The following is a 21,214-nucleotide window of genomic DNA, read 5'->3' as shown; positions in this document are numbered from 1 at the left end:
TCGTTCAACAGCGGAAAAATCCGGCGTCAGGTCAGGAATCTGCCCACACCGTGGCGGCGGCAATCGCCCGCTGCCAGCCCTTGATGCCGCTCTGCACTTCCTCTGCCGGCAATGCCGGTTTGAAGCGCTGGTCGAGCTGCCACTGTCCTTGCACATCGGCCGTGCTGCTCCAGTAGCCAACCGCCAGGCCGGCCAGATAGGCGGCGCCAAGCGCGGTGGTTTCGGTGACTTTCGGACGCACCACATCGACGCCGAGAATATCCGACTGGAATTGCATCAACAGGTTATTCGCGGTGGCGCCGCCATCGACGCGCAGTTCCGGAATCACGATGCCGGCATCAGCCTCCATCGCCTTCAGCACATCCATGGTTTGATAGGCGATGCTGTCCAGCGCCGCCCGCGCATAGTGCGCAGAGGTGGTGCCGCGCGTGATGCCGAAGATGGTGCCGCGTGCATGCGGGTTCCAGTGCGGCGCGCCAAGACCGGCGAAAGCCGGCACCAGATAGACGCCGTCACTGCTCTTGACGCTGCGCGCCAGGGCTTCGATTTCGGTGGAGGTCTTGATGATGCCGAGGCCGTCGCGCAGCCATTGCACCACGGCGCCGCCGATGAAGATGCTGCCTTCCAGCGCGTAGTTGACTTCGTTGCCGATTTTCCAGGCAACCGTGGTCAGCAGATTATTCTTCGAAATGATCGGCTTGGTGCCGGTATTCATCACCATGAAACAACCGGTGCCGTAGGTATTCTTGACCATGCCCGGCTGCGTGCACATCTGCCCGAACAAGGCGGCTTGCTGGTCGCCGGCGATACCGGCCAGCGGGATTTCGGAACCGAAACCGGAAATCTCGGTGTGGCCGTAGACTTCGCTCGATGAACGCACTTCCGGCAACATGCTGCGCGGCACGCCCATGATCCTCAGCAGTTCGTCATCCCATTCCATGGTGTGGATGTTGAACAGCATGGTGCGCGAGGCATTCGAGACGTCGGTCAGATGCAATTTGCCGCGCGTCATGTTCCACACCAGCCAGGTATCGACCGTACCGAAAGCAAGACGGCCCTGGTCGGCGAGTTGCCGGGCGCCGTCGACGTTATTCAGGATCCAGCGGATCTTGGTGGCGGAAAAGTAAGAGTCAACCAGCAAGCCGGTCTTTGCGCGGATGGTTTCCGCCAGGCCGTCGGCTTTCAACTGGTCGCAAAAAGCCGCGGTGCGGCGGTCTTGCCAGACAATGGCGTTGTAGACTGCCTTGCCGGTTTCGCGGTCCCAGACTATCGTGGTTTCGCGCTGGTTGGTAATGCCGATGGCAGCGATCGAATTGCCGTTCAGGCCGATGTTGGTGGACGCTTCCGCAGCGACGCCGACCTGGGTCGACCAGATTTCCTGCGGATCATGCTCGACCCAGCCCGGCTGCGGATAGATCTGGCGGAATTCTTTCTGCGCTGAAGACACGATATTGCCCTGGCGATCAAACAGGATGGCGCGCGAGCTGGTAGTCCCTTGATCCAGGGCTAAGATATATTTTTCTTTCAACTTGTCTACTCCAAGGTTGGTAAATCCGCCTGAGCGGATCGGGGTGACTTTGATCCGGCGGCAAGCCAGGATCCGTCTTTTTTATCTACCGGCGGCGCCGGTGTAAAACAGCAAAACATGGTGGTAAATAGTCAAGCAAGCATTGCGGCCGCCGGTTGCGCTTGCTCCTGCTCCTGCTCTTGCAACCAGGTCCGCAATCTTTCTACTGCTACAGCATCGAGACGCAATCCCAGCTTGGAGCGGCGCCACAGAATATCGTCTACCGTCAGCGCCCACTCTTCGCGCATCAGATAACGCACTTCGGCTTCATACAGATCGGCGCCAAACAACTCGCCTAATCCGGCGACATCATGAATCCCCTCCAGCAAACGCGCGGAGCGGGTGCCGTAAGCGCCTGCATAGCGCGCCGCCAGCGTAGCGGGCAACCAGGCATGACGCTGCTGGAAAATCCGGTGGAATTCCGTAAAATTTGCGTTCGGGATATCGCCACCCGGCAGCGGCTCATGCGCGGTCCAGTGGGATTTCATGTAACCGAACAGCGGCTGCAAATGTTCCATCACTTCTTCCGCCAGACGCCGATAGGTAGTGATTTTTCCGCCAAACACCGACAACACCGGCGCCAGGCCCGGTTCGTTACGCAACTCCAGCTTGTAGTCGCGCGTCACTGCGGATGGATTGGCGACTTCTTCCTCCAGCAAAGGGCGAACGCCGGCATACGACCAGACCACTTGCTGGGGCGTCACCGGAACTTCAAAATAACGGCTAACCGATTCGCACAGATAGGCGGTTTCTTCTTCGGAAATCTCGACTTTCCCCGGATTGGCGCTGAATTCGACATCGGTGGTGCCGATCAGCGTGAAGTCCTTTTCGTAGGGAATGGCGAAAACAATACGCTTGTCGGGATTCTGGAAAATGTAGGCGTGATCGTGATCGAACAGACGCTTGGTCACGATATGGCTGCCCTTGACCAGCCGGACATGATGTTGCGCCGGCGTATTCAAGGCGCCGTTAAGCAGGTTCGCCACCCACGGGCCGGCAGCGTTGACGATGCAACGCGCCTTGATCTCGGTGGTTTCTCCGCTCTGGGTCGACAGCAGCGTGGCGTCCCAATACTGGGCGCCTTGCCTGGCCTGGATCAAACGGGTTTTGGTAAGAATGGTAGCGCCACGCTCCCTGGCGTCCATGGCGTTCAGCACCACCAAGCGGGCATCCTGCACGGCAGCGTCGGAATAGACGAAGCCCTTGGTCATGGTTTTCTTGAGCGGCGCACCGGCAACGTGCTTGCGGAAATCGATCGTGCGTGAACCGGGAAGCAATTCACGCTTGCTGAGGTGATCGTATAAGAACAGGCCGGCGCGTATCATCCAGGCCGGCCGCAAGCTCGATACATGCGGCATCACGAAGCGCAGTGGCGCAATGATATGCGGCGCCAGGCGCAGCAGCAGTTCGCGCTCTTGCAAGGCTTTGCGCACCAGGCTGAATTCGTAATGCTCCAGATAACGCAAGCCGCCATGGATCAGCTTGGTGCTGGCCGAAGAGGTGTGCGAGGCCAGATCGTCCTGTTCGCAAAGCAACACGCTCAAGCCGCGGCCCGCCGCGTCGCGCGCAATTCCGGCGCCGTTAACGCCGCCGCCCACTACCAGCAAATCTACAATTTCACCTGATGCCACAGCTATCTCCTTGTGTCGGTAACTCGCTCATCTGACAAACATTTTTTGCCAATTGACAAAACAGCATGTTCGCAATGTCACCACACATCATAAAATATTTATATTCGAAAGTATATTGTTCGAATTCGAACATTGATAATCATTTATATTTATTAAAAGCAATTATTCGATAGGAATAAACTTATTTGCGGATAGGCAATATCAATCCCTCCACCCTGGCGGTGGTTGGTTGCCCGGTACAAATCAGAAAGGAAGGACGCGCCTCAGCGAGCGCGGAACGAGCGAAAATGGCGGGGATTAGGTGGCTGCGTGGCTATCCGCGACAAAGACGTCGATTTTCGCATCTGAAAAAATGCCGTTCATTTCCTCAGGCACCGGCCGGTCGGTAAACAAGGCATTGATCTTCGATATGTCGCCCAGCCGCACCAGCGCCGGCCGGCGGAACTTGGAGTGATCGGCGACCAGGAACACGGTGCGCGAATGCTCGATGATCGCTTCCGACACTCGCACCTCGCGATAGTCGAAATCGCGCAAGGTGCCGTCGGCCTCAATGCTGGAAATGCCGATGATGCCGAAGTCGACCTTGAAGCGGCGGATGAAATCGATGGTTTCTTCGCCGGTAATCCCGAGATCGCGCGCGCGCACCACACCGCCCGTGATGATCACTTCGCAGCCGGGATAGCCGCTCATGATCGCCGCCACGTTCAGGTTATTGGTGATCACCCGCAGATTGCGGCGCCGGCTCAGCGCCTTGGCCACTTCTTCGTTGGTGGTGCCGAGATTGATGAACAGCGTGGCTTGGTCGGGAATATGCTCGACCACCAGCGCAGCGATACGACGTTTCTCTTCCGAGTACAAACCCTGGCGGGCGCCGTAAGCGATGTTCTCGGCGCTGGACGGCAAGCCGACGCCGCCGTGATAACGCTGCAACAGGTTCATCTCCGCCAGCAGATTGATGTCGCGCCGGATGGTTTGCTGGGTGATCTGGAAACGCGTCGCCAAATGTTCCACCGTAACGAAACCGTCGCGCTGCACATAGCTCAATAACTCTTGCTGACGGCTATTGAGCTGCTGCGTGGATATTTCTGGCTTGAACCCTGCTGGCATAACACCTGTCCTGTACGGATTTTTTTAAAGACTTTTATTATGATGGGAATTCTGCGATATGGGGAGAATGCAGGTTGGATTGTGTCGCGCCAATCCTGTTCAATGACGCAAATTCACCATTCCCTTGCAAAATGGTAACGGTATCATTTTCATTGATGTTAAAATTTCGCCATGGAAAAAGAAACTCTACTGGATGCAGTCGTTGCCGATGTTACCGCCCGCCGTAAAGGTGGCCGCAAAACCGGCGGCTTTACCTTGCGCGATGTCGCCAAGCTGGCCGGCGTAGCGCCGATCACCGCTTCTCGGGCGCTCAACACGCCGGATGCGGTTTCCGCCAAGGTGCTGCAAAAAGTACAAGCCGCGGTACAGCAAACCGGCTACGTGCCGAACCTGCTGGCAGGCGCACTGGCGTCACAAAAAAGCCGGCTGGTGGCGGCTGTCGTCCCCACCTTGTCCGGCCCGATGTTCCTGGAAACAGTGGAGTCGCTGACCGACACCTTGGCCGGTGCGGGATACCAGGTGATGCTGGGCCAGAGCGGCTATGAAAATTCACGCGAAGACGCCTTGCTGGACGCCATCATCGGCCGCCGCCCGGACGGCATCGTGCTGACCGGCATCAACCGCTCCGCACAGGCAAGGCGGCGTTTGCTGTCCAGCGGCATTCCGGTGGTGGAAACCTGGGACCTGACGCCGACTCCGGTCGACATGCTGGTCGGTTTCTCCCATGAAAAGATCGGCGTGGCAGTAGCCCAATACTTGCACGCAGCAGGCCGTCGCCGTGTTGGCGCCATCTGCGCCAACGATGAGCGCAGCCGCCGTCGCGCCAGCGCTTTTTCCCTGGAAGCGATCCGGCTCGGCATGGCGCCGGCGCAAGAAACCGAGGTACCTTCCTGTGAAGTGGCGGCCCCTGCCACGCTCGGCAACGGCCGCAGCGGCTTGCGGAATTTGTTGACCCGCGCGCCCGATATCGATGCCGTGTTTTGCAGCTCCGACCTGCTTGCGTTAGGTGTGATGATTGAAGCGCAAGCCAGCGCTATCGCGATTCCAAAACAGCTGGCGGTGATCGGCCTCGGCGATTTGAGTTTTTCACGCGACCTGCAGCCGCCGCTGACCACGGTGCGCATCGACGGCACCGCTATCGGCAGCACGGCGGCGCGTTTTATCATCGCCCGCTCCGAAGGCAAAAGCGTTGCCGAACCAATTTGTGATATCGGCTTCACCATCATAGAGCGCGCCAGCGTTTAATCCCTACTGATACAAAAAAAATGATTGACAGTCAAAAATGGGACCGCTACCATCTAAATTGGTAGCGGTCCCATTTTTAAGAAATACTGCTGTAAGACGCAATGTCCAATACGCGATGCAGTAGCGACGGCAGCAATCAATTCGACACACATTCAGTCACAGGCAGCCTCACATGACATCTATTTCAACTTCGTCGAACACCAAGTCACCAGTCGCCAGTACTCCGCACATCGTCGACATGCGGGTGGTACCGGTCGCCGGCCGCGACGGCATGCTGCTCAATCTGAGCGGCGCCCATGGCCCTTACTTCACGCGCAACATCGTGATCCTGACCGACAGCGCCGGCAATACCGGCCTCGGCGAGGTGCCGGGCGGCGAGCGGATCCGGCAAACGCTGGAAGATGCGCGACCGCTGCTGCTGGGAAAAGCCATCGGCAATTACCAGGCAATTCTCAACAGCGCCCGCAACGCGTTCAGCGACCGCGATGCCGGCGGCCGTGGTTTGCAAACCTTTGATCTGCGCATCGCGATCCACGCAGTGACGGCGCTCGAAGCCGCCCTGCTCGATCTGCTGGGAAAATTCCTCGACGTGCCGGTAGCGGCCTTGCTGGGCGAAGGCCAGCAGCGCGATGCAGTGAAGATGCTGGGTTACCTGTTTTACGTCGGCGACCGCAACGCCACCGACCTGCCCTACGCCAGCGAACCGGATGCCAGCGACGACTGGCTGCGCTTGCGTCACGAACCGGCGCTGGATGCGCAAGCGGTGGTGGCGCTGGCGGAAGCTGCTTACCAACGCTATGGCTTTAACGATTTCAAGCTCAAGGGCGGCGTCCTGCGCGGTGAAGATGAAATGGAAGCGGTGACGGCGCTCTCCGAACGCTTCCCGCAAGCCCGTATCACGCTGGATCCGAATGGCGGCTGGCTGCTCAAGGATGCGATCCGCCTGTGCCGCGACCAGCATGCCGTGCTGGCCTATGCGGAAGACCCTTGCGGCGCAGAGAACGGCTTTTCCGGACGCGAAGTGATGGCAGAATTCCGCCGTGCCACCGGCTTGCAGACGGCGACCAACATGATCGCCACCGACTGGCGCGAAATGGGCCACGCGATCCAGTTGCAATCGGTAGATATCCCCTTGGCCGATCCGCACTTCTGGACCATGCAAGGCTCGGTCCGGGTGGCGCAGATGTGCCATGAATGGGGCCTGACCTGGGGTTCGCATTCCAACAATCACTTCGATATTTCGCTGGCGATGTTCACTCATGTGGCCGCTGCCGCACCCGGCAATATCACCGCCATCGATACCCATTGGATCTGGCAGGACGGCCAGCGTTTGACCAAAGAGCCTTTGCAAATCGTCGGCGGCATGATCGAAGTGCCAAAAAAGCCCGGCCTCGGCATCGAGCTCGACCTGGCGGAACTGGAAGCCGCACATCAGCTCTACCGCAACATGGGCTTGGGTGCGCGCGACGATGCGATGGCGATGCAATACTTGATCCCGGGCTGGAAATTCGATAACAAGAAACCTTGCCTGTTGCGCTAAGGCGCTCGATCACAGCGACAAAATCCGGGAGCACAGCACCATGATCCAGCAATTTGCCTATCCTTTACGCGTGATCTGCGCCGAGGGCGCAATCGTCGGCGAGTCGCCGGTGTGGTCGCAGCGCGAGCAGGCGCTGTACTGGGTGGATATTCTTAAACCAGCGTTGTATCGCTTTGATCCAGCCTCGGGAGAACAGCAAAGCTGGGTGGCTCCTGCCTCCATCGGCTCCATCAGCCTGGCAAAGAACGGCAAGATTGTCGCCGCGCTGCGCACCGGCTTTCACTGGTTCGATCCCGCCGACGCTAGCTGGACCCTGATCGGACACCCGGAACCTGACATCCCGCATAACCGCCTCAACGACGGCAAAACCGGGCCGGATGGCGCGTTCTGGGCCGGTACCATGGACGACCGTGCCGACAAGCAAGCCTGCGCCTCGCTGTTCCGCCTGGCGCCGGATGGCAGCATCAGCGCCCACGGCAACGGGCTGGTGGTTTCAAACGGACTGGCCTGGAGCCCCGATGGCCGCACCATGTACCACTCCGACTCACGGCGCGCAGTGATCTATCGCTACGATTTCGATGTCGCCAGCGGCGCGCTCGGTCCGCGCGAAATCTTTGTGCAGATGCAGGCGGAATGGGGCCGCCCTGACGGCGGCGCGGTCGATGCCGATGGCTGCTACTGGGGTTGCGGCATTACTGCCGGACGCATCAATAAATTCTCGCCGAAAGGCGAGTTGCTGGGCTATATCCCGCTGCCGGTATCGCGCCCCACCATGTGCGCTTTCGGCGGCGCCGACCTGAAAACCCTGTATGTCACCTCGCTGACCGAAAACATGAGCGCCGACCAGCTGGCGCGCGAACCGTTGGCCGGCGCCTTGTTTGCCATCGACATGCCGCTCGCCGGCACTGTCGTGGCGGAGTTCGGATGATGAAGACCATCGTTCTCACCGGCGCCGCCGGCAATATCGGCAAGGTCCTCAGGGAGCAATGGTCGGATGGCCGTTATCAGCTACGGCTCAACGACATCAAGCCGCTAGGCGAAATTGCGGCCCATGAAACGCTGCACGTCGGCGATTTGCGCGACGCCGACTTTTGTGCAGAACTGTTGAAAGGCGCGGACGCCGTGGTGCACATGGCCGGCATCGGCACCGATCTGGAACTGGACCTGCTGATCGAACACAACCTGAAGGCTTTGCTCTGCCTGTACCAGGCGGCCCGCACGCATGCGGTGCGCGTCATCTACGCCAGCTCCAATCACGCCATCGGCATGTATGAGTGTAAGACCGAAATTGACGAACATGCCGCGGTGCGGCCGGACAGTCTTTACGGCGTCAGCAAAGTCTGGGGCGAAGCGATCGCCAGGCTGTACTTTGACAAGCATGGCGTCGAGTCCATCTGCCTGCGCATAGGATCATTCGAGGTGGAGCCGTTTGAACGGAGGCACCTGCAAACATGGCTGTCGCATCCCGATATGCAGCATCTGACCGAGCGCTGCATCGAAGCGCATAACCCCGGATTCCAGATCATGTACGGTGTATCGGCCAACACGCGCAACTGCTGGCGGCAACGCGACAATCCGATTGGCTATCATCCGCAAAGCAACGCAGAAGACTTTGCCGACCGGATTGCGGGAATTCCGACCCGTGGCGGTCCGCTGGCCGAACTGTTCCTGGGCGGTGGTTTTGCAGCGTCGGATTATTCCAGAAAAACATGACGACGCTCTTGCTGTCGCCTGAATGCAGCCTGCGCAATGGGGAATGGCAGCTGACGCTCTCGCCATCCGCCGGTGGCCGCATCACCTCGCTCAGCTCGACGCGTGAGCAACAGACGACTGACTGGATTGTGCCTATGCCGGAACAATGCCGTCAATACGGCTTTCCTGCAAGCGCATGGCCGAAAGCAGGCATCTATCCCTTGCTGCCGTTTTCCAACCGTATCCGCAACGGCAAATTTTCCTGGGAAAACCTGGTGCTTTCCTTGCCACTGCATCCGGGAGAACCTCACGCCATGCACGGTTTCGGCCACACCGTCGAATGGCAATTGCTGGCTTGCGATAGCAACAGCGCGGAAATGTTATACAGCCACAACTCCGGCGACAACGGCTGGCCCTGGGCGTTCCTGGCAAAGCAGACCATCGTCCTGGAAGCTGGCGCACTAGCCATGAAGATGGAAATAGTCAATATCAGCAGCGATGCGCTGCCGCCGATGCCGCTTGGCGCAGGCTTCCACCCCTATTTCCCGCGGCGCTTTGCGCACCATGTCGGGTTTGATGCACATCAGCTATGGCAAGCCGATGCGGAACATGTCGCCATCGGCGTTGGCGATGTACCCGTCCAATACGATTACCGCGACGCGCGCCCGATTGCGCGAGATGAAGAAATGACGCTGTACTACGGCGGCTGGAAGCGGCAAGCCGGCATCACCGACCAGCAAGGCAATCGCATTGCCATGTCGGCGTCGCCACTCCTGGCGCATCTGGTATTGCACGCGCCGGCAGCGCTCGACTATTTCTGCATAGAGCCGGTGACACATGTCGCAGATGCCTTCAATCTGGCGCAAGCAGGCTTTGCCAATACCGGCTTGCAGCGTTTGCCGAGCGGCCAGACATTCAGCTGCGATATCCGCCTGGACTTTTTTGATGCCATAACCGTTGCGGAATCACCTTGACGCCCGCAGGGCGATCACCTATAAAAACTAACCGAGACAACAAACATGAAACACATCAAAGGCCTGCGCTGGTGGATAATTGCCCTCGTATGTTTTGGCACCATCCTTAACTACATATCGCGCAATTCGCTGGGCGTCCTGGCGGATACCCTGAAACACGACCTGGGATTCAGCACGAAGGAATACTCTTACGTGGTGGCGGCCTTCCAGGTTGCCTACACCATCATGCAGCCGGTGTGCGGCTACATCATCGATTTTCTCGGTTTGAAAATCGGCTTCGCCTTGTTTGCCGCCGCCTGGTCGGTGATCGGCATGTTGCACGGTTTTGCCACCGGCTGGATGTCGCTGGCGTTCTTCCGCGGCATGCTGGGACTGACCGAAGCGGTGGCGATACCGGCCGGGGTCAAGGCAGTATCGGAATGGTTTCCCAAACAGGAGCGCTCGGTGGCGGTAGGCTATTTCAACGCCGGCACCTCCATGGGCGCTGTGATCGCTCCGGTGCTGGTGGCATGGCTTCTGTATAAGCACAGCTGGCAAGCCGCATTTATCGTGACTGGCGCGATGGGCTTCATTTTTGCCGGCCTGTGGTTCTTCTTTTATCGCGCCCCTAAAGACCATCCAAACCTGTCCGATTCGGAACGCGCCTACATTCTCTCCGGCCAGGAAAGCGTCGCCGAGAGCAATTCGCACGCCAAGCCATCCGTCAAGGCCATTGTCAAGACGCGCCGCTTCTGGGGCATTGCCATCACTCGCTTCCTGGCGGAGCCGGCCTGGCAAACCTTCAATTTCTGGATTCCGCTGTACTTTATTTCGGTGCGCGGCATGAACCTGAAAGAATTCGCGATCTTCGGCTGGATGCCTTTCTTCGCCGCCGACATGGGCGGCATCCTGGGCGGCTACCTGTCGCCGTTCCTGATGAAGCATTTCAATTTCAAACTGGTGAATTCACGCATCGCCGGCGTCGCCACCGGCGCTGTATTGATGACCAGCGTCGGCTTTGTCGGCTATGTAGAGAGCCCTTACCTGGCTATCGCCTTGTTTTGCATAGGCGGCTTCTCGCATCAAATGATTTCCGGCCTGGTCAACACCATGACCGCCGACGTCTTCAACACCCGCGAAGTCGGCACGGCAAACGGCCTGACCGGCATGATCAGCTGGATTGGCGGTCTGTCGTTCTCGCTGCTGATCGGACAATTGGCCGAATCGGTAGGCTATACCCCCTTGTTTGCCGCACTGGGAATGTTTGACGTGGTAGGCGCAACGGTCTTGTTCCTGCTGTATCGCGGTTACCAGGACAACAGCGCCACGACGGTCAGAAACTGAACAAAGATGATTGGAGATTTGCATGTCGGTTAATCACATTCCTGAATTTCGCCTGGCTGAAAAGAACGGCGCATCGCTGATGCTGAAAAGCGCCGATGGCCATGTCGCACATATCTTCGTACTGGAACAAGACATCATCCGCGTCATGGTGCTGCCGGATGCGACGCTGCATTTTCCGCGTACCTGGGCCATCGCGCCCGGCACGCAGCAGTTACCGCTGGACGGACGATCACGACTCTCTCTCGCAGGCTTTTCCCAGCCCGACTACACGCTCAGGAATCTTGCCGGCGCGTTGCAGATACAGACCGAAAAAATCCGTCTGACGGTGCAATTGAAGGGATTGTCCTGCAGTTGGGAAACCCGGCCCGATGGCGAATGGAAGCAGGTAGCTCAGGATCGCAGCACCCAACACGTCAATTTCGGCTACTGGGACGACAAGATCTATCACTACTTGAAACGCGACGCCGGGGACGAGATGTATTTCGGCTTGGGGGAACGCAGCGGCGACACCAATCGGCATGGCCGCAGCTATTCGCTGAAAACCATCGATGCGATGGGTTACAACGCCAGCAGCACCGACGCCTTGTATAAGCACATCCCGTTCTACATCACCTGGAGCAAGCGCCAGAAAGCCGCCTTCGGCCTGTTCTACGACACCCTGTCGGAAGGCAAGCTGGATATGGGCTGCGAGCTGGACAACTACCACGGCCACTATCGCTACTTCGTCGCCGAACACGGCGACCTGGATTACTACTTCATCGCCGGCGACAACATGGAACAGGTGGTACGGCGCTATACCTGGATGACCGGCAAGCCGGCATTCACGCCGAAGTGGGGCCTGGGTTATTCCGGCTCGACCATGACCTATACCGACGAGCCCGACGCCCAGGAAAAGATGAATGAATTCCTGGCGAACTGCGAGCAACACGATATGTTGTGCGAGTCGTTTCATCTTTCTTCCGGTTACACCTCGATCGGCAACAAGCGTTACGTGTTCAACTGGAACCGCGACAAATTTCCCGATCCGCAAGCTTTCGCACAACGCTACCTGGAGCACGGCGTGCGGCTGTGCGCCAACATCAAACCTTGCCTGCTGCAAGACCATCCGCGCTTTTCCGAAGCCGAAAGTCTCAAGTTGTTCATCAATGACCAGGATGGCAAGCCGGAGATGGTCCAGTTCTGGGACGAGGTCGGCGCCTATCTGGACTTTACCAATCCGGACACCATAAGCTGGTGGAAGCGGGCGGTGACGACCTCCCTGCTGGAATACGGCATCGCCAGCACCTGGAACGACAACAATGAATTCCAGGTATTGAATCCGCAAGCCAAAGTCCATGGTTTCGGCCAGCCGTTCAAGGCGGTCGAAGCCAAGGGTTTGCAAACCTTGCTGATGATGGCAGCTTCGCAAGAGGCGCAATCCGAGTTCACCCCGGGCAAGCGCCCCTACCTGGTGTCGCGCTCGGGCACTGCAGGCATGCAGCGTTACGTCCAGACCTGGTCCGGTGACAATTACACCTCGTGGCAAACGCTCAAGTACAACATCAAGATGGGAATCGGCCTGGCGCTGTCCGGCATCTCCAACACCGGCCACGATGTCGGCGGCTTCAGCGGCCCGGCGCCGAGCTCTGAACTGCTGTTGCGCTGGGTCCAGTTCGGCATCTTCATGCCGCGCTTTTCAATCCACTCGTGGAACGACGACAAGACCGTCAACGAAGCCTGGATGTATCCCGAAATCACCGGCGCCATCCGCAACCTGCTGAAACTGCGCGCCTGCCTGACGCCGTATTTCTACGATCTGCTGTGGCGTTATCACCAGCACTACGAACCGATGATCAAGCCGACTTTCCTGGCTTTCCCCGACGATCCGAAGTGTTATACGGAAAACGACGACATGCTGATCGGCGCCAATCTGTTGCTGGCTGCGGTGGTTGAACCCGATCAGAAGACCCGCGCCGTCTATCTTCCCGCCGGCGCAGACTGGTATGACTTCTGGAGCGGCGCGCGCCATCAAGGCGGGCAGGAAATCGTGTTACCCGCCGTGGGTGAAGAGCCGCCGCTGCTGGCCCGTGCGGGCAGCGCCATCGCCATCAATATCGCCGAACAACACTTCAACCAGGCCGCGCATCAACAAGGTTTCATGGTCTTTCCGCACCAGCTCGAAGGCAGTTTCGAGACCGAATTTTTCGACGATGACGGCGACGGCTACGGCTACATCGATGGCAAGAACAGCCTATGGAAAATCCACGTGCAAAGCATGCCGTCGATGTTGGAGATAGACCTTGAATGCGCAGGTATTCAGCCGGCATCTGATCTCGTCACACTTCTTTTACCGCAGCATGAAACACGTCAGGTGGTGCTTGGCGCCGCCGCCATTCTAGGAGATGCCATTGTCAATGGACGTCGCGAAATCAAATTGAAAATCAAGCGGCAATCCGATCCGAAATTATCCATCACACAAAAGATCGTCAGCGTTCTTAAGCGATTCAAACAATAACACCACGGAGGAGACATGAAACACAAAACACTAAAACTACTGTTGGCAACGGCTTCGATCACTGGCGCCAGCCATACGCAAGCCCAAACCGGCGTCACCATTTATGGCACGGCCGACGCCGCGATTGTTTATGCAAGCAATCAACGCGGCAATTCCAACATCTACATGAACAGCGGCAACTTGAATGCCAGCAAGCTCGGCTTTACCGGCAGTGAAGACCTGGGCGGTGGCAACAAGGCCATTTTCACGCTGGAGCAGGGATTCAGCATCAATACCGGCGCCCAGAGCAACGCCACCAAAGCCTTCAACCGCCAGGCTTTTGTCGGGCTGAGCGATGCCGGGTACGGCACGTTTACGCTCGGCCGCCAATACACGCCATACTGGCGCTACGTCGGCGGACTGGGACCCACAGGCGTGCTGACCGGCGCCACCGGCGCGCATCCAGGAGATCTTGACGGACTCGACACGACCATACGGATCAACAACTCGCTGGTATACGCGAGCCCGGTTATTTCAGGTTTCCAGGCCAGCGCCTTGTATGGTTTCGGAGAAAATGCCGGCGCCATCAGTTCCGGCAACTCCTCCAGTGCGGCGTTGCGCTATGACTATAATGCCCTGAGCGTGGCCTTGGGATACGTCAAGCTGACCAACAACAATCTCAAGGGCTTTGCACCGTGGGATCCGAATGTGACGTCAGGCAGTTATGCCCAATCGCCGGTCAACGCCGGCTATGCCTCGGCCAGAGCAGTGCAAATGATTGCCGCCGCTGCGCGCTACAGCTTGTCGGACAAATTGATGCTGGGCCTGAATTTTTCCAATGTCCAGATGACGCCGGGAACCGCATCGCTGTTCACGCATCAGGCGACCTTCAATACTGCGGGATTGATTTCAACCTATAAACCGACCCCGGCAGTCACGCTGGCAGCCGGCTATAGCTACACGCGCGAATCGGCAGCGAACGGCATCAGCGATCCGGCACGCTATCAGCAATTTTCGCTGGAACAGACCTATGATTTTTCCAAACGTACCGCGCTGTATTTCTTGCAAGCCTATCAAAAGGCGCGTGGTCAGACCTTGAGCGCCAACGGCGTAACGCCGGTCAACGCCGTGGCGGTTGTCGGCGATTCACAAAATGGTTCGCCGTCTTCCAACGGCAAGCAATTTGTGGGCGCAGTCGGGATCCGCCACCAGTTTTAACTGCCGGGCACGCAGGCGGGATGGCGCTGCGCTCATCTGGCCTGCATGTTTTTATTTTTCCGAAAGCGCCTGATCCAGCAGCTCGATCCAATGCCTGACCGGTGTTTGCGTACCCGATTGCAGGTGCGTAAGACAACCGATATTCGCTGATACGATCATGTCTGGCTGGCTGGCCTGCAAATTTTCCAGCTTGTTATCGCGCAGGCGATACGACAGTTCCGGTTGCAATACCGAATACGTGCCGGCCGAGCCGCAGCATAAATGACTGTCTGTGCATAGTTTCACATCGACGCCGACGCCACGCAGCAAACCTTCGACTTTGCCGCGGATCTGTTGGCCATGTTGCAAGGTGCAAGGCGGGTGATACACAACCCGTTGAGAGAATTTCCCACTCAATTTCTGTTGCAGTTCAACTTCAAACTCAGGCAGGATTTCGCTCAGGTCCTTGGTCAAGGCTGAAATGGCTTTCGCCTTCACAGCATAAAGAGGATCGGCAGCCAGCAAATGGCCGTACTCCTTTACCGTCACGCCGCAGCCGGATGCGGTCATCACGATCGCTTCCACGCCCTGGCCCGTTTGCCCATCCTTGCCAATGACATACGGCCACCAGGCATCGATATTGCGCCGCATGTCGTCGAGGCCGCCCTGCTGGTCATTCAGGTGATAACGGATCGCCCCGCAGCAGCCGGCTTTTGGCGCCACCAGCAATTGCACCTCCAGCGCATCCAGCACTCGTGCGGTCGCACTATTGATATTCGGCGACATCGCCGGCTGCACGCAACCGTCAAGCAACAACATCTTGCGCGCATGTTCCCGCTGCGGTTTGATGCCGGCGTTCTGCTTTGCGGGGATTTTATTTTTCAATTTCTGCGGCAATAGCGGCCGCAACAACTGGCCGCCGGCCATCGCCGGCTTGAACAGCCAGGGACGTGGCAACAACTCCTTGAGTACCGTACGTGTGATTTTCTGACCGAGCGGACGGCCAACCTGCCTCTCCACCACCTCGCGGCCGATATCCAGCAAGCGCCCGTATTCCACGCCGGAAGGACAAGTCGATTCGCAATTGCGGCAGGTCAGGCAACGGTCCAGATGCGTTTGCGTCTTGACGCTGGCCGGCTTTCCTTCCAGCACCTGCTTGATAAGGTAGATGCGCCCGCGCGGCCCGTCCAGCTCGTCGCCCAGCAATTGATAGGTCGGGCAAGTCGCAGTACAAAATCCGCAATGCACGCAGGCGCGCAAGATCGCATCGGCTTCCTTGCCGTCGCGGGTGTTCTTGATGAAATCGGCTAGATTGGTTTGCATGGATGCGCGCTCTGTCTTTGCTAAAAATCCGGATACATACGGCCAATGTTGAAGATTGCCGACGGATCGAAACCGGCTTTCAAATGGCGATGAATTCTGGCGACGGCAGGCGCCAAAGGCTGAAACACGCCGGCGCTCTTGTCGCCACCACGGAATAATGTGGCATGACCACCAGCACCGCTCACCGCATCGCGAATCGCCGCATCGTGAATCGCCGCAGCGCTGGAATCGGAAATCAGCCAGCGCTGCGCTCCACCCCATTCGATCAAAGTGCTTCCGCTCAACGCCAGCGGCGCAGCGGTCGAAGGCACAGACAAGCGCCACAGGGCCTTGCCCGTGGCGGCGCCGGCAAAGAAGGAATGCGTCTGCTCGCGCAGGGCTTGCCAGAATTCACCGGCATCGGCAACGATATCGCCACCGAGCTTTTGTTCCGCAGCGCGCACAGCCGCCTCGGCGCCCGCCAGGCGGATCGTTAACGCCCCATCGTGCCAGCAACTGGCAGCAACCGGCAACGGTTGACCGCCCCATTGATTGAGATTGCGAATCGCCTCGGCCTCATTCATCGCAAAACGGCGGCTGCTGACGGCAACCGGAAGCGGCAACACTTTTATCGAAGCTTCCAGTATCAGCCCCAGCGTCCCGAGCGAACCCGCCAGCAAACGCGAGACATCGTAGCCCGCGACATTCTTCATGACCTGGCCGCCAAAATGCAGCACGTCGCCTTTGCCATCCATCAGTACGGCGCCCAGCACAAAGTCACGCAAGGCGCCAACCGCCTGACGCGAAGGGCCGGACAAACCGCTAGCCAGCATGCCGCCGAGTGTGGCACCGCTGCCGAAATGCGGCGGCTCGAAGGCCAGCATTTGCTGATGCAGCGCCAGCAGCGCTTCAATCTCAGACAGAGGCGTTCCGCAACGGGCGGTGATCACCAATTCTGTCGGTTCGTAGTCGATCACGCCGCTGTAACCGCGCGTATCCAGCACCTCGCCTTGTATTTTCTGGCCGTACCAGTGCTTGCTGCCGCCGCCGCGGATTTCCAGTGCGCCATGATCTGCTGCGGCTTGGAGAATCTGTGCCCGGGCCTGTTCTTTGAATTGTTGTGGGTCCATGTCGTAGGTCAAAACCGAGGCAAATCGGGAAATTTAATCTGGCCGCGCTGCACGTGCATTTTTCCGTACTCGGCGCAACGCTGCAAAGTCGGAATCGCCTTATCCGGATTCAGCAGAAATGCTGTGTCGAATGCGCGCTTGACGTTGAAGAACGCTTCTCGCTCCAAGGGCGAAAACTGCACACACATCGAATTTATCTTTTCAATGCCGACGCCGTGCTCGCCGGTGATGGTGCCACCGACAGCCACACAGAGTTCAAGAATCTCTGCGCCGAATTCTTCGGCGCGATAAAATTCGCCGGGTACATTGGCGTCAAACAGAATCAAGGGATGCAGGTTGCCGTCGCCGGCATGAAACACATTGGCGCAGCGCAAATTGTATTTGCTTTCCATCTGCTCGATGCCGAGTAATACTTGCGCCAGGTTCTTGCGCGGGATGGTGCCGTCCATGCAGTAGTAATCGGGGGAAATGCGGCCGGCGGCCGGGAAGGCATTCTTGCGGCCGGACCAGAAGCGCAGCCGCTCGGCTTCAGAGGTGGAGACTTCGATGCGGGTCGCGCCGCTGGCGCTAAGGACATCGCTCATGCGGGCTATTTCCTCTTCCACTTCTTCCGTGGTGCCATCCGATTCGCATAGCAGGATCGCGGCGGCGTCGGTATCGTAACCGGCCTTGACGAAGGGTTCCACCATGCGTGAGCTGGTACGGTCCATCATTTCCAGCCCGGCCGGGATGATGCCGGCGGCGATCACATTGGCCACTGCATTGCCGCTGGTGACCACGTCGTCGAACGAAGCCATGATGACGCGCGCGGCTTGCGGCTTCGGAATCAGTTTGACCGTCACTTCGGTCACCACCCCCAGCATGCCCTCCGAACCTATGAAAACCGCCAACAGGTCAAGCCCTGGCGCATCCAGCGCACCGCCGCCCAGTTCGACAATCTCGCCATCGATGGTGACCATCCGCACCCGCAGCACGTTATGCACGGTCAAGCCGTACTTGAGGCAATGCACGCCGCCGGAATTCTCGGCGACATTGCCGCCTATGGTGCAGGCGATCTGCGAAGACGGATCCGGCGCGTAATACAGGTTATGCGGCGCGGCAGCCTCGGAAATCGCCAGGTTGCGCACGCCGGGCTGCACCACTGCCGTCCGCGCATACGGGTCGAGCTTGACGATGCGGGTGAATTTGGCAGTGGACAGCACCACACCGTCAGCGATAGGCAAGGCGCCGCCGGACAAGCCGGTGCCGGCGCCACGCGGCACGATCGGTACCTTGAGGTCGCGGCAAGTCTTGAGAATCGCCACCACCTGCGCTTCGTTTTCCGGTAAGGCAACCACCATCGGGCTTTGGCGATAAGCGGCCAGCCCGTCGCATTCGTAGGGGCGTGTATCTTCGTCGTTGAACAGCAGCGCCTGCGGCGGCAGCAAGCTGCGCAGCGCCGCCACCACTTGCTGCTGGCGGGCGGGGTCAAAAGTTGGTTCAGCGGCGCTTGATCTTGATGCTGATGCAGGCGCTGAGGCTGGCAAGTTCATGCTGGCTTCCCGGCTATTGTTTGATTATTGACAGGTATCCGGCCAAGTATAAGGCCATTGTGCAGCCGGAAAAATGCTTTCCTGCCGATTCCGGCTGAAAACCTTGCATGCCGTCTGTGAAATATTTTCAGCCCATGCCAAGCGCTATTAACCTATTCAAATGCGGCTAAAGGTGGTTTTCATCCAGTCGATGAAGGTCGTCACTTCCGGCCGCTCCTGGGGCTTTTGTTGGTACACCAGATAGTAGGCATGCGGCGGCGAAGTCAGGTTGATGTCGAACAACTGCACCAGCTTGCCTTGTTCCATCAGTTCCTGCGCAAAGTGCTTGCGGGTCAGGCCGACGCCGTGGCCATGCCGCACCAGCTCCAGCAGCAAACCCAGGTCGTCGGCGCGCAATCCCGATGACGGTTCCGGCCAGTCTAGTCCGGCGGCCTGGAACCACGGTTGCCATGGTTCCAATGCCGAGCGCAGCAGGCTGGCCTTACGCAAGTCGGCCGGCTTGTTCAAAGGCCCGATTTTCTTCAGGTACTCGGGGCTGGCGACGGCAAAGGTCGGCTCTTCGAACAGCTTTTCAGTCGTCGTGTTGGGATACTTGCCTGCGCCGAAACGCACTTCCAGGTCGCTCTCCGTCAGGCTCAGGTCGTACAATGGCACCGACAGGAATATTTCCACCACGATGTCAGGATGCTGACTGACAAAGCTGTGCAGATGCGGAATCAGCAACTGCCGCGCAAACGTCGGTGGCGCGGTGATCTTGACCCGCGGCTGCACCTGCGCGTGGCGTTGCGGCAGCGGAAACTCCGTCAGCGTACGCAAGGCGCTGCGTACCACTTCCAGATAACGGTGGCCGAATTCGGACAAGGCCACCGTCCGTCCTTCGCGTGAAAACAGGCGCTCGCCGACGAAATCCTCCAGCAAGCGGATCCGGTGCGACAACGCCGACGGGGTAATGCACAGTTCTTCCGCCGCCAGTGCGAACGAATGATGGCGCGCGGCAGCTTCAAAGGCAGACAAGGCATGCACCGGCGGCAGGCGATTGACCAGAGGGGTTTTATTCGACATGGTTGATTTGGACGCTGGGCTTACCACCGGATGATCTTGCCGGGATTCATGATGTTCTTCGGATCGAAAGCGTGCTTCAGCGCACGCATTGTGGCGATGGCCTCGACGCCGTGTTCTTCGATCAGGAAATCCATCTTGTGCAAACCCACGCCATGTTCGCCGGTACAGGTGCCGTCCATGGCAATGGCGCGACTCACCATACGCGCATTGACGCCCTCGGCGCGCGCGATATCGGCGGCATCGTCCGGATCGACCAGCATCTGCACATGGAAATTGCCGTCGCCGACGTGGCCGATGATCGAGTACACCATGCCGTTTGCTTCGCAGTCGGCCTTGGTGTCGAGTATGCATTCCGCCAGGCGCGAAATCGGCACGCAGCAATCGGTGGATATCGCGCGGCTGCCCGGCCGCAATTGCAGCAAGGCGAAATAAGCGTTGTGGCGCGCGGTCCATAACCGCGAGCGGTCTTCCGGCCGGGTGGCCCATTCAAAACCGGTGGCATGATGTTCGGCGACGACTTCCTGGACGATCTCGGCTTGCTCCTTGACGCCATTCTCGCTGCCATGGAATTCAAACAGCAACAGCGGCTGCTCCGGCAGCGCCAGCTTGGAATGGGCATTGATGGCGCGCACGCCGTTTTCATCCAGCAGTTCTACGCGCGCCACCGGCACACCCAACTGTATGGTCTGGATCACCGCATTGACGGCATCGGCGATATTTTCAAACGAACATACCGCGGCGGAAATCGCCTCCGGCTGCGGATACAGTTTGACCGTCACTTCAGTGATTACCCCCAGCGTGCCTTCGCTGCCGACAAAGATCCGTGTCAGGTCGTAGCCCGCCGCCGATTTCTTGGCGCGCGTGCCGGTCTTGATGATGCGGCCGTCAGAAGTCACCACGGTCAGCGCCATTGTGTTCTCGCGCATGCTGCCATAGCGCACGGCGTTGGTGCCGGAAGCGCGGGTGGCCGCCATGCCGCCGATCGAGGCGTCGGCGCCAGGATCGATCGGGAAGAACAGGCCGCTATCCTTGATTTCGTGATTCAACTGCTTGCGGGTGACGCCAGCTTGCACCGTCGCCGTCAGGTCCTCGGCATGGATCGCCAGCAAATGGTTCATGCGCGTCAGGTCGATGCTGATGCCGCCTTGCAGCGCCAGCACATGACCCTCTAGCGAGGTGCCGCTGCCGAACGGAATTACCGGGATCTGGCGTTCGCTGCACAGCTTGATTACCGCTGCCACTTCTTCAGTGGTTTCGGCGAACACGACTGCATCCGGCAACATGGGATCGTACGAAGATTCATCGCGGCCATGCTGTTCGCGCATCGCCAGGGTAGCCGAGAAGCGCTCGCCAAACAAATCCTTGAGCGACGCCAGCAAGGCATCCGGCAGCGCTTTCTTCAAAGCGGCGAGATCGGTGATGTGATTCATGGGCAGGTC

At 58.7% G+C, this 21,214-nt stretch carries 16 protein-coding genes; 8 read left to right on the top strand and 8 right to left on the bottom strand.

Annotated elements, in window-relative coordinates; all coding sequences use genetic code 11:
* Window positions 1-31 precede the first annotated feature (31 nt).
* The 3 genes from glpK to ABI171_RS02710 all read right to left on the bottom strand — a co-directional run bounded on the left by glpK (window position 32) and on the right by ABI171_RS02710 (window position 4,305).
* Window positions 32-1,528 (bottom strand): glycerol kinase GlpK, encoded by a 1,497-nt coding sequence (gene glpK, locus ABI171_RS02720; protein WP_348091071.1) that lies wholly within the window; start codon window positions 1,526-1,528, stop codon window positions 32-34.
* Between the two features lie 131 nt (window positions 1,529-1,659).
* On the bottom strand, window positions 1,660-3,198 hold the full coding sequence (gene glpD / locus ABI171_RS02715) for a glycerol-3-phosphate dehydrogenase (RefSeq protein WP_348091070.1): 1,539 nt from the start codon (window positions 3,196-3,198) through the stop codon (window positions 1,660-1,662).
* A gap of 297 nt (window positions 3,199-3,495) precedes the next feature.
* Complete coding sequence (locus ABI171_RS02710; protein ID WP_348091069.1) at window positions 3,496-4,305, bottom strand: DeoR/GlpR family DNA-binding transcription regulator; 810 nt, start codon at window positions 4,303-4,305, stop codon at window positions 3,496-3,498.
* A gap of 171 nt (window positions 4,306-4,476) precedes the next feature.
* On the opposite strand from ABI171_RS02710, the gene ABI171_RS02705 reads away from it, so the two are divergent.
* The 8 genes from ABI171_RS02705 (at window position 4,477) to ABI171_RS02670 (ending at window position 14,770) form a co-directional block, all read left to right on the top strand.
* Window positions 4,477-5,550 (top strand): LacI family DNA-binding transcriptional regulator, encoded by a 1,074-nt coding sequence (locus tag ABI171_RS02705; RefSeq protein ID WP_348091068.1) that lies wholly within the window; start codon window positions 4,477-4,479, stop codon window positions 5,548-5,550.
* A gap of 172 nt (window positions 5,551-5,722) precedes the next feature.
* The gene (gene gudD / locus ABI171_RS02700) at window positions 5,723-7,090 is read left to right on the top strand and encodes a glucarate dehydratase (RefSeq protein ID WP_348091067.1); all 1,368 of its coding nucleotides are present in this window, start codon (window positions 5,723-5,725) and stop codon (window positions 7,088-7,090) included.
* Window positions 7,091-7,130: 40 nt separating this feature from the next.
* Window positions 7,131-8,018 (top strand): SMP-30/gluconolactonase/LRE family protein, encoded by an 888-nt coding sequence (locus tag ABI171_RS02695; RefSeq protein ID WP_348091066.1) that lies wholly within the window; start codon window positions 7,131-7,133, stop codon window positions 8,016-8,018.
* Window positions 8,015-8,803, top strand: coding sequence for an NAD(P)-dependent oxidoreductase (locus ABI171_RS02690; RefSeq protein WP_348091065.1), 789 nt, complete (start codon window positions 8,015-8,017; stop codon window positions 8,801-8,803). The genes ABI171_RS02695 and ABI171_RS02690 overlap by 4 nt, the downstream gene beginning before the upstream one ends.
* A complete protein-coding gene (locus tag ABI171_RS02685) occupies window positions 8,800-9,756 on the top strand; it encodes an aldose 1-epimerase (RefSeq protein WP_348091064.1) in 957 nt (318 codons plus the stop codon). The genes ABI171_RS02690 and ABI171_RS02685 overlap by 4 nt, the downstream gene beginning before the upstream one ends.
* A gap of 45 nt (window positions 9,757-9,801) precedes the next feature.
* On the top strand, window positions 9,802-11,079 hold the full coding sequence (locus ABI171_RS02680) for an MFS transporter (protein ID WP_348091063.1): 1,278 nt from the start codon (window positions 9,802-9,804) through the stop codon (window positions 11,077-11,079).
* Between the two features lie 22 nt (window positions 11,080-11,101).
* The gene (locus ABI171_RS02675; protein WP_348091062.1) at window positions 11,102-13,573 is read left to right on the top strand and encodes a glycoside hydrolase family 31 protein; all 2,472 of its coding nucleotides are present in this window, start codon (window positions 11,102-11,104) and stop codon (window positions 13,571-13,573) included.
* Between the two features lie 15 nt (window positions 13,574-13,588).
* Window positions 13,589-14,770 (top strand): porin, encoded by a 1,182-nt coding sequence (locus ABI171_RS02670; protein ID WP_348091061.1) that lies wholly within the window; start codon window positions 13,589-13,591, stop codon window positions 14,768-14,770.
* A 51-nt stretch (window positions 14,771-14,821) separates the two neighbouring features.
* On the opposite strand, the gene glcF is transcribed toward ABI171_RS02670, so the two are convergent.
* From glcF to ABI171_RS02645, 5 genes are all read right to left on the bottom strand, one after another.
* Window positions 14,822-16,072, bottom strand: coding sequence for a glycolate oxidase subunit GlcF (glcF, locus tag ABI171_RS02665; RefSeq protein ID WP_348091060.1), 1,251 nt, complete (start codon window positions 16,070-16,072; stop codon window positions 14,822-14,824).
* Window positions 16,073-16,092: 20 nt separating this feature from the next.
* The gene (gene glcE / locus ABI171_RS02660) at window positions 16,093-17,181 is read right to left on the bottom strand and encodes a glycolate oxidase subunit GlcE (RefSeq protein WP_348091059.1); all 1,089 of its coding nucleotides are present in this window, start codon (window positions 17,179-17,181) and stop codon (window positions 16,093-16,095) included.
* 8 nt (window positions 17,182-17,189) lie between these two features.
* Window positions 17,190-18,713: an FAD-linked oxidase C-terminal domain-containing protein gene (locus ABI171_RS02655; RefSeq protein ID WP_348091058.1), complete on the bottom strand. Its 1,524-nt coding sequence runs from the start codon at window positions 18,711-18,713 to the stop codon at window positions 17,190-17,192.
* A gap of 156 nt (window positions 18,714-18,869) precedes the next feature.
* Entirely contained in the window at window positions 18,870-19,757 is an 888-nt protein-coding gene (locus ABI171_RS02650) for a LysR substrate-binding domain-containing protein (RefSeq protein WP_348091103.1), read from the bottom strand.
* 38 nt (window positions 19,758-19,795) lie between these two features.
* Window positions 19,796-21,205, bottom strand: a complete 1,410-nt coding sequence (locus ABI171_RS02645) for an FAD-linked oxidase C-terminal domain-containing protein (RefSeq protein ID WP_348091057.1) — start codon at window positions 21,203-21,205, stop codon at window positions 19,796-19,798.
* Window positions 21,206-21,214: the final 9 nt, after the last annotated feature.

It is taken from the genome of Collimonas sp., assembly GCF_039923675.1.
Classification (GTDB): Bacteria; Pseudomonadota; Gammaproteobacteria; order Burkholderiales; family Burkholderiaceae_D; genus Collimonas.
The sequence above is the reverse complement of the archived record's forward strand: the minus strand, read 5'-3'. Positions and strand labels throughout refer to the sequence as shown.